The following is a 9953-nucleotide window of genomic DNA, read 5'->3' as shown; positions in this document are numbered from 1 at the left end:
TCGATCTGCTCGACGGGGTTGTTGCCGAGGGCGTTGCCGCCGAGGGCGACGACAATACGATCGGGCTTGCCAAGAGGCTTAGACATTGCTGGAATCCTTTCTGTAAAAGGCCTACAACCCATTAATAACCCGCGTCCGTGCGATACGCGAGTTTATTAAGGTTTATATTCTCTTTATCGCTCATTTTATTCATTTTGAAAATAGTGGAGCGGTGAACGGTCGTTTTTATCCGCTCAGCGTACAGAACCCCAGCTCAGACATATCTACGCCATTTACGTGCGACTTTATTTGAATACAGCAAGGATTATGTTGGATTATACAAACTATATCTCTGCTAAACACAAAACGGACAGCATAATATCTTACTCGCACTATACGAGATTCTATGCACTTATAGGACGAGTATGCATCCCTGCAAAAACATGGGGCTTTTCATCCAACAAAAAGGATAGTCGATCGTGCTTCACCCTGCGGTAAGCGACTGTGAACAAGTTGCGCTGTGCCCAAGCGTCCAAAAAAATCTAAACAGGGATATTGCTTCGGCTCCCAAGGCGTGATACTTTAGCCAAGTACAGCACGGGCTGGGGCGGCAGGCATCTGTCGTGAAGTTTGGGTTCGGCGACCCCGTGGCTGTCTTCTCCTTTATCCGCCAGCGAGCCCCTTGAGCGACGGATTGAGGAGGTCCTTACTATGACAAAAATGCTCAAGATTACGCTGAATGGTGAGACGTTTCTCGCCGACATGCTCTGGGACAAAGCGCCCGAAGCATGCAGATTGTTCGAAGCGTCCTGTCCGGTCGAGTCGCGCATCTTCTCGGCAAAGATTTGCGATACCGAGGTGACCTATCCCGTATCGGGCCCCATCGCCAACTACGAGCACATCGAGAATCCCGTCTTTAACGAGCCGGCGGGTGCGATGAGCTGGTACGGCGGCTGGTCTTCGGTCTGTATCTTCTTTGATGTTTGCGAGCCTTTTGGCACCTGCAACATGTTTGCCCGCATCTGCGAGGCCGACCGCGAGCGCTTTGCCACCGCTTGTCGCAACATTTGGGACAATCAGGGCATGTACATCAAAAACGAAATCGTCGAGATCGAAGCGGAGGCCTAAAGATGATGAATATCGACACCCTGCTTGTACTCGACCTTGCAGAGTACACCACTTCGCTAGAAGCCCTTGCCGACCAAATGATGCTTGAGGAGCCGCGCGATATCGACTATATGCGTCGCCGCAAGCTCGACACTGGCCGCGAGTTCGCAGTATGGAACTTTACCGTCGGCTACTGCATGAACGCTGCCGACGCCCTTTCGCTCCTGCGCGCCCAGGCAGCCGAGAACGTCAACGGTAACACCGCCGACTTGGCCACCCTCAACAACAGCGCCGCGCGCCTGTGCGACTGGTTCTCGGGCGCCTTTGACGTCACCGGCAAGATGGACGATACGACCGCCGTCCTCGCCCGCAGCCGCGACCTCTACGCCCAGGTCGAGACCCATGAGCAGTTTGCCGCCCTCACCCGCGCCACCGAGCGCTATCTGGTCCAGCTGCAATTTTGGGTCGATCGCCAGATTCCCTGGCCGGCCATCAGCGACCTGGTCCACGGCTACCGTCTGCGCACCGAAACCGGCGAGACAAGGTAAACCGGACTAGCAGCACCAACCACACCCCATCACGGGGCCCAAAGTAGTAATCAAGAGGCTGGAGACGCAAGCAACAGCGTCCCCAGCCTTTTTGCATGGTACCGCGCCGGTTCGATGGCTTTGAGACCTAAGCGAATCTTCGCTATCTGCCAATTTCTGTATGATTTGGGTCATTTCTAACTGCCAATTTTTGTACTTATAGGGGCAATCCTATCTACCAATTTTTGTCATTTAGGAGTTTTAATGCCACCCAGTAAGATCATTGATGGGCTTTTGAACTGGCAAAACAACTCCAATAAGGCGTTGCTTGTTATCAGCTCCCCCTCTATACCCAGAGAAGCGCGTGGTTTCGCGGCAATGCCGCGAAACAGCAACCGGGACAAAAGGCCCTGCCAACCACGCCCCCCGTTCAGCCCCACAATCCGAGGACGTAGTCGTAGCAGGATCTGAGGGCTGACCTTCGCGGACATTCCGCAGGACGAAAGAACCCCCGCCGCACGAAGTGCGCAGCGGGGGTTCTTTCATGTCCGAGGACGTCCGCGAAGGTCAGCCCTCAGATCCTGCGGTGAGAGACCTAGGCCTCGTTGTACACCGTCTTGAGCTTCAGCAGGTGCTGGTAGCGATCCATGGCGGCCTGCTCGTTCTCCTTGAAGAGCTCCTCGGCGCGCTCGGGGAAGGAACGCGTCAGCGAAGCGTAACGGGCCTCGTTCATCAGGAACTCCTGATAACCGCCCGCGGGCTCCTTGGAATCGAGCGAGAACTTCTTGCCGGCAGCAGCCTCGGGGTTGAAGCGGAAGAGGTTCCAGTAACCGCACTCGACAGCCTTCTTCATCTCGGCCTGGCAGTTCTGCATGCCGCCCTTCTTGATGGAGTGCATCTCGCAGGGGCTGTAGCCGATGATGAGGGACGGGCCGTCGTAGGCCTCGGCCTCATGGATGGCCTTGAGGGTCTGAGCCGGGTTGGCGCCCATGGCAACCTGTGCCACGTAGACGTAGCCGTAGCTCATGGCAATCTCGGCCAGAGACTTCTTCTTGGTCACCTTACCGGCAGCGGCGAACTGAGCGACCTGGCCCAGGTTCGAGGCCTTGGAGGCCTGACCACCGGTGTTGGAGTAGACCTCGGTATCGAAGACGAAGACGTTGACATTGTGGCCGGAAGCCAGGACGTGGTCCAGGCCACCGAAGCCGATGTCGTAGGCCCAGCCGTCGCCGCCGAAGATCCAGAAGGACTTCTTGGTGAGGTAAGCCTTGTCGGCGAGGATCGCCTTGGAAGCGTCGCAGCCGCACTTCTCGAGCTCGGCAACGTAGGCAGCGGCAGCGGTCTTGGAAGCCTCGGCGTCGTTGACGGAGTCGATCCAAGCCTGGCCGGCGGCCTTGAGCTCGTCGGACGGACCATCGGCAGCGATGATGTCCTGGGTGGCGGCGATCAGCTTGTTCTGGACGGCCTCGTAACCGACAGCCATGCCCAGACCGTGCTCGGCATTGTCCTCGAACAGGGAGTTGTTCCACGCCGGGCCGTGACCGTCCTTGTCCTTGCAGTAAGGAGCGGTGGCAGCGGGGTTGCCCCAAATGGAGGAGCAGCCGGTGGCGTTGGAGATGAACATGCGGTCGCCGGCGACCTGGGTCACCAGACGTGCATAGGCGGTCTCGGCGCAGCCGGCGCAGGAGCCGGAGAACTCCAGGTAAGGCTGCTTAAACTGGCTGCCCTTGACGTTGGCCGCGATGAGCTCCTTCTTCTCGGAGACGTTCTCGACCATGTAGTCCCAAACGGGCTGCTGGTCCATCTCCTGCTCGGTGGGAACCATCTCGAGGGCGCCCTTGGGGCAGACCTTGACGCAGTTGGTGCAGCCCATGCAGTCGAGCGGGGACACGGCCATGGTGAACTTCATGCCCTTGGCCTTGGGGCCCATAGCGTCGAGCGTGCGGGTAGCCTCGGGCGCGGCGGCAGCCTCGTCCTCGGTCATCGCGAACGGACGGATGGTGGCATGCGGGCACACATAGGCGCACTGGTTGCACTGGATGCACTTGGTCTCGTCCCAGTGGGGAACGACCACGGCGACGCCGCGCTTCTCGTATGCGGAGGCGCCCAGCTCAAACTGGCCGTCGGCGCAATCGACAAAGGCGGAAACGGGCAGGCTGTCGCCATCCATGCGATCGATGGGCTCGAGCAGGTTCTTGACCTGCTGAGCGATGGCGGACTTGGTCTCCTCGGAGAGCTCGACGGGAGCGGCATCCTCGGCGGTAGCCCAGTCGGCCGGAACCTCGAACTTACGGAAGGCGGTAGCGCCAGCATCGATGGCCTTATGGTTGGCGTCGACGATGGCCTGGCCCTTCTTCATGTAGGACTTGGTAGCCGCGTCCTTCATGTACTGCAGGGCGTCCTCGGCGGGCAGGACCTTGGCCAGCGCGAAGAAGGCGGACTGGAGCACCGTGTTGGTGCGCTTGCCCATACCGACCTTGGCCGCCAGGTCGATAGCGTCGATCAGGTAGACGTTGACGTTGTTGTTCGCGATGTAGCGCTTGGCCACGGCGGGCATGTGCTCGGCGAACTCCTCGTCGCTCCACTGGCAGTTGACCAGGAAGGTGCCACCCGGCTTGACGTCGCGGACCATCTTGAAGCCCTTGACGATGTAGCTGGGGTTATGGCAGGCGACAAAGTCGGCCTTGGTCACGTAGTACGGCGAACGGATCGGGGAATCACCAAAGCGCAGGTGCGAGACGGTGACGCCGCCGGTCTTCTTGGAGTCGTACTGGAAGTAGGCCTGGACGTATTTGTCGGTGTGGTCGCCGATGATCTTGATCGAGTTCTTGTTGGCGCCGACGGTACCGTCGCCACCCAGACCCCAGAACTTGCACTCGATGGTGCCGGGGGCTGCGGTGTTGGGCGCATCCTCGGCCTCAGGCAGGCTCAGGTTGGTCACGTCGTCGACAATGCCGATGGTGAACTCGCGCTTGGGCTCGTCCTTCTTGAGCTCCTCAAAGACAGCAAATGCGGACGCGGGAGGCGTGTCCTTGCTGCCCAGGCCGTAACGGCCGCCGACGACCTTGATGCCCGTCTTGCCAGCCTCGTAGAGAGCGGAGACGACGTCCTGGTAGAGCGGCTCGCCGATGGAACCCGGCTCCTTGGTGCGGTCCATGACGGCGATCTTCTGGACGGTCTCGGGGAGAACGTCGACGAAGTGCTTGATGGAGAACGGACGGAACAGGCGAACCTTGACCAGGCCAACCTTCTCGCCGTGAGCGTTGAGGTAGTCGATGACTTCCTCGAGCACGTCGCAGAAGGAGCCCATGCAGACGACGACGCGGTCAGCATCGGGAGCGCCGTAGTAGTTGAACAGGCCGTAATCGGTGCCGAGCTTCTCGTTGATCTTCTTCATGTAGCCCTCGACGACGGCAGGGAGCTCGTCGTAGACCTTGTTGCAGGCCTCGCGGTTCTGGAAGAAGATATCGCCGTTCTCGTGGCTGCCGCGGGTGTGCGGGTGCTCAGGGTTGAGCGCGTGGTCGCGGAAAGCCTGGACGGCGTCCATGTCGCACATCTCGGCCAGATCCTTGTAGTCCCACATGGCGACCTTCTGGATCTCGTGGCTGGTGCGGAAACCGTCAAAGAAGTTAAGGAACGGGGTCTTACCCTCGATGGCGGCAAGGTGAGCCACCGGCGAGAGGTCCATGACCTCCTGGACGTTGCCCTCGGCGAGCATGGCGAAACCGGTCTGACGACAGGCCATGACGTCGGAGTGATCGCCAAAAATGTTCAGGGCGTGGGAAGCGACGCAACGCGCGGAGACATGGAAGACGCCCGGGAGCTGCTCGCCCGCGATCTTGTACATGTTCGGGATCATCAGGAGCAGACCCTGAGAAGCCGTGTAGGTGGTGGTCAGAGCACCGGCACCCAGCGAACCGTGAACGGTACCGGCTGCACCTGCCTCGGACTCCATCTCGACGACCTTGACCGGGGTGCCGAAGATGTTCTTGCGACCCTGGGCCGCCCACTGGTCGACATGGTCGGCCATCGGGCTGGACGGCGTAATGGGATAGATTCCCGCTACCTCGGTGTACGCATACGAAACATATGCGGCCGCCTCGTTGCCGTCCATAGACTTAAACTTACGCGCCATATACCCCTCTCCTCTCATATAGGTATACAGGCCCCGGCGATCGCCGGGATGTTGGCGTGATGGGATTTTCGCTGTTGCTTCCATCATCTGGCAGGCAGACTGAGCAGCAGGTACATGGCGTGGAGAGAAGGCATGCCGAGGCGAGGGGCAGCTGATGCACCCCACAGACTCGACCGCCCGTCTTGCACATGACCGAGCGCTGCAAAGGCCGCATGCCGGATGCTCCCGGGCACGCCCCGGCGATGGGAAGCGCCCGCAACGGAAATCCGCATGCGGGTTTATTGTACCCCGCCGCCAAGCTATATTTCGTCAAATATAGGTGGGCGGTAATAGGTGGGCGGTAAAGGTTTACCTTGGGTGACCGTCAAGGGCCAAAATGGCCCCTCCATCCCCGGGCGACTGGCTCTGGCGCGCCAAGGAGTGTCCCCAAGTGCCGGCAGAAAAGGAGCGTCCCTATCTGCCGGCTAGAGGGCACCGAAGAGGATGGCGTAGGTAGTGGATTCGCCGAGCTTGAGCTCGTCGCCGGGATTGAGTTGGGCGGAACGACCGGGCTCGACCTGAATGCAGACACGCGTGGCCCCGTTTACCACCACGGTTCCGTTGGTGGACGACAAGTCCTCGACGTGCCAGATATTTTGAGCATCGCACCAGATATGGGCATGGCGGGCCGAGACATCGTCGCCGACGTCGGTAATATCGCCCTCACCAGTGGCCAGCGCGCCAATCTCAACACCCTGCTCACTCGGCTGAATCCAGCGCGGGGCGCTCACGACAAAACTGTTTTGTATGCGCAGCAAGCCCAAAGGGTGCGCCGGGGCGGGTTCGCGTTCGCCCGCGGTCATCGACATGCCAAGCGAACGCGGCGTGGATGTGCCTCCGCCACAGGTCGCGTGCGCGTAGTCGATGGCATAGTTCACCGAGGACCGCACATCCGCCGAACAACCGACGGCGACAAACAGCACCAGCACGGCCTCGGCGCGCTCGGCGGGCAGGAGTTCCGCCGCCTGGGACAGGCGATCGAGCGCGTTGCGATAGAGATTCGTGTCCTGGTGGCACTCTTCGAGCGCGCGTACCATCGGTTCACCTGCAGGACCGCAGACCATATTGATTACAGCCGTGGAGTCCATGGGATTGCGCTGGCGCAGGGCCAGTTGCGACATAATACGCGCAGCCGAGGTACCGTATTCGGCAAAGTAGCGCTGCTGAAGCGTGCCGACCGGCGCGCGAACGATAAAGCGGGAAACCCAAGAGCGATCGGCGGCTCGGCTCTGCGGGCTGCGGCCATCGGCGAGCGGACGGGACGAAAGCACCAAGCCACACAGCTCGATATGGCTCAGATGCGCCGCGCGCTTAAAGATATCAAACATGGCGCCGCATGGGGTGAGCTCAACTTGAGATGCCATGACCTAGTCCTCCTTGGTCGTAGAAATAGAATCGGACGATACTTCGACAGGTCCGCCAAAAGTGCGGGCAGCTGCGGCGCCACCAGCAAGCGGAGTCGCCATCTGGGCTTTTGTGCGTCGCGGTGCCGAAACGGGAAGTTCAAAGGCAAAGCCCATCGCAAACAAAAACCACGTAAGCGTATAGGTTGCAATCAGAGCGGCAACAAGGCCGCCCATCACGGCGCGTTGAGAAAATACGCTACATGCAGCCACAGCCAATACCGGAACCTCGCAGGCAGAAAGCGCAAGCACACCCTGCAGGAACCCCGAGCGCCGATCGCGCGCAAGTGCCCCCGCGGCAACGCCGGCTATGCCTGGCAGCGCCAACGCCAGTGCGGCAATAATACCCGGTAGCGACCCAGACCACACGAGCGATCCCAAAGTCGCCGTCACGCGAGCGCCCGATGCCAGCAGCGCGGCCGAAACCACGACCACAGCCCAAACCACGCCGCAGACGACCGCCGCGCCGACCATCAGCGCGCGACGAACCGCGCGGCCGGACGCATCCATGGGGCACGGCGTGAGCGGCTCGCCACGGAGCGAACGACCGACATTTTGCGCATAGTGGTCACAAAACGCCGAGAGCGCCGCCTCGACCGCCGCCGGCTCGGGACGATCTTTTTGATAGCTGGACAGACAGGCCATCACCACGTCGAACAGCTGGGCATCGACAAACGCCAGTGCATCGCGTAGCTCCTCGGAATCCGGCTCAAGCCCCAGCTGCTGGGCCTGCTCGGCCGCGGCGAGCGCCACATCGGGCTCACGACGAAGCAACTGAGTCAAATCGCAACCGGGCGCATGGGCACCAATGGGATAGTCGGGCCGCGTGTCCATCTTGAGACGGTAGGGGCTGGCGATGTCGCGCGTCTTTTTGCGCGAACCCGAGGCGCCCGAAATGCTCGGCACGGCTTCGTATGGCGCGACGCCGGCAATGAGCTCGTAAACCGTGCTTGCCGCGGCATAGACGTCGATCGCCGGCGACATACGCAAAGCGCGCAGGTCGGGAATATCGTCGGTGAGCATCTCGGGCGGGGCATAGGCAACCGTCGCGCGACGCAGCGTGGCATAGCGCTCCGTAAACGACGCCTTGCCGCCGGCACCGGCCACGGCCGACGCAGGCTCAAGCGCCAGCGACGAGCCAAAGTCGATCAGGCACAGGTCAAAGGTGCCCTCGGCAAGCTGCCGGTCAAGCGGTAGACGCGCCGTACGCACCATAATATTAGCGGGCGAGATATCGCGATGGACAAAGCCCTCACCCACCAGGCTCATACGGCAGAGCAGATCGAACAGGTCGCGACCCAAACGCGCCGCCACAAGCGGCGACAGGCGTCCGGCATCGTCCACGGCGAGTCGCGAACGCAAGCGGGCGAGCGTCTCGCCCTCGACCCATTCCATGACAATTGCAGGCACACCGTCGACCTCGCCCCAGCCATAGAGGCGGGGAAAGCCCTTAAGGCCCGAAAGGGCGCGATGGCATTCATATTCCTCGCGAAACGCCGCCTTGAACTTGGCGACCAGCGCCTCGTGAGTTGCATCGTCGTCAAACTCATCGCGCGTCGGCAAGATGAGCTGCTTGAGCGCCACGGCCTCGCCTTGGGCGTTGACGGCACGCGTCACGCGGCCGATACCGCCACGGCGTATGGTGGCATCGTCGGCAAACAGCATCGTAAAACGACGCAGATAGGCAGGCAGTTCGTCCTGACCGAGCGCAATGGCCGGCTCAAACCCGTCGACACGCGCCAAGCGCAGGCCGACCATGGGATCGCGACCGAGCGATTGTGGTGTGGTGGATGCAAGATCGGTCATCATAGGGCAAGCGCCGCCACGTTATTGTTGAAGTTACCGAGCGCGACGTCATCATCGCCGTAATGGCCGACCCATTGACATAGGTTGGTGTAACAGCCCCACAGATTGGCGTACTGCTGATACCACTTTGACCGGGGCGAGAATGTCTGACGACCGAACTCGGCTCGAATGACAAACATCTCCCCGACCAGACTGTCGCACGGCCTGGGATCTCCCGTAGAGTTATAGGTCGAAACCACGTCATTGGCACGAGAAACATAGCCGTCGAGCATGTTGTACTTGGTCACAAGCCAACTGTGAATGCTCTCTTCCTCAGCAGCGGAAAGGCCACCGGAGTTTGCATCGTTGTCAGTGTTGCCGCCCGTCGAGCCGCCGTTTCCAGACCCTCCGGCAGAGGAACCCGATCCTGAGCCGCCGCCCGAACTCGACGAATCCGAGCCGGAGCCAGAAGTATCCGAGCTACCGGGCTTTCCGGACTGCTGGGCGTCCTGCTCCTTCTGCTGCTCGACCTTACTCACCGTTGCCGCCACGCTATTGTTAGACAACCGATCGATGATCTTGGTGTTGGTGAGCACGATGGTTTTGCCATTGGCAAGCGTGACTTCGTTGTCTGGGGCCTCGGCGCCGTTCGCGTCGTCGGTGCCAAACACAATATGCGCGACCACACTTGCCCAAGCATATCCAGTCGTGGTGCCCAGGTCACTTTTGACCTCATGCCCCACGCGCGGTTCGCGTGCGGCATGCGCCTGCATCATGGACGGCACGGTCATGCCATAGACAGAAACGCCAGCTATGACCAGCACCAGCGAGCAAGACAGCAGTGCGTACGCCCGCGGCGCCAAGCCCAGTCGGCGTCGCATGCGCACCGCGGCGCCGCGCTTTGTCTGAGTGCCACCGGGCCGCATGCGTTCTCCTCCAATCAGAACCACCCTTAAAAAGGGTGGTTTGCTCTTAGGG

At 60.7% G+C, this 9953-nt stretch carries 6 protein-coding genes; 2 read left to right on the top strand and 4 right to left on the bottom strand.

What is annotated here, in order from left to right; genetic code table 11:
- The first annotated feature begins 690 nt into the window (after nt 1-690).
- Together DXB98_RS09750 and DXB98_RS09745 are read left to right on the top strand one after the other, a co-directional pair.
- Complete coding sequence (locus tag DXB98_RS09750; protein ID WP_117743980.1) at nt 691-1107, top strand: DUF3830 family protein; 417 nt, start codon at nt 691-693, stop codon at nt 1105-1107.
- A gap of 2 nt (nt 1108-1109) precedes the next feature.
- Nucleotides 1110-1634, top strand: coding sequence for a hypothetical protein (locus tag DXB98_RS09745; RefSeq protein WP_117743979.1), 525 nt, complete (start codon nt 1110-1112; stop codon nt 1632-1634).
- 574 nt (nt 1635-2208) lie between these two features.
- Here DXB98_RS09745 and nifJ read toward each other — a convergent pair.
- The 4 genes from nifJ to DXB98_RS09725 all read right to left on the bottom strand — a co-directional run bounded on the left by nifJ (nt 2209) and on the right by DXB98_RS09725 (nt 9901).
- Nucleotides 2209-5748 carry a pyruvate:ferredoxin (flavodoxin) oxidoreductase gene (gene nifJ, locus DXB98_RS09740; protein WP_117743978.1) on the bottom strand — a complete coding sequence of 1180 codons (3540 nt, stop codon included), beginning with the start codon at nt 5746-5748 and terminating at the stop codon, nt 2209-2211.
- Nucleotides 5749-6212: 464 nt separating this feature from the next.
- A complete protein-coding gene (locus DXB98_RS09735) occupies nt 6213-7151 on the bottom strand; it encodes an FHA domain-containing protein (RefSeq protein ID WP_117743977.1) in 939 nt (312 codons plus the stop codon).
- Between the two features lie 3 nt (nt 7152-7154).
- Nucleotides 7155-8999: a hypothetical protein gene (locus tag DXB98_RS09730; protein ID WP_117743976.1), complete on the bottom strand. Its 1845-nt coding sequence runs from the start codon at nt 8997-8999 to the stop codon at nt 7155-7157.
- On the bottom strand, nt 8996-9901 hold the full coding sequence (locus tag DXB98_RS09725) for a hypothetical protein (RefSeq protein WP_117743975.1): 906 nt from the start codon (nt 9899-9901) through the stop codon (nt 8996-8998). Before DXB98_RS09725 ends, DXB98_RS09730 begins: the two co-directional genes overlap by 4 nt.
- Between the last annotated feature and the right edge of the window lie 52 nt (nt 9902-9953).

The organism is Collinsella sp. OM07-12 (assembly GCF_003438275.1).
GTDB lineage: Bacteria > Actinomycetota > Coriobacteriia > Coriobacteriales > Coriobacteriaceae > Collinsella.
This window is presented reverse-complemented; position numbering and strand designations above follow the sequence as displayed.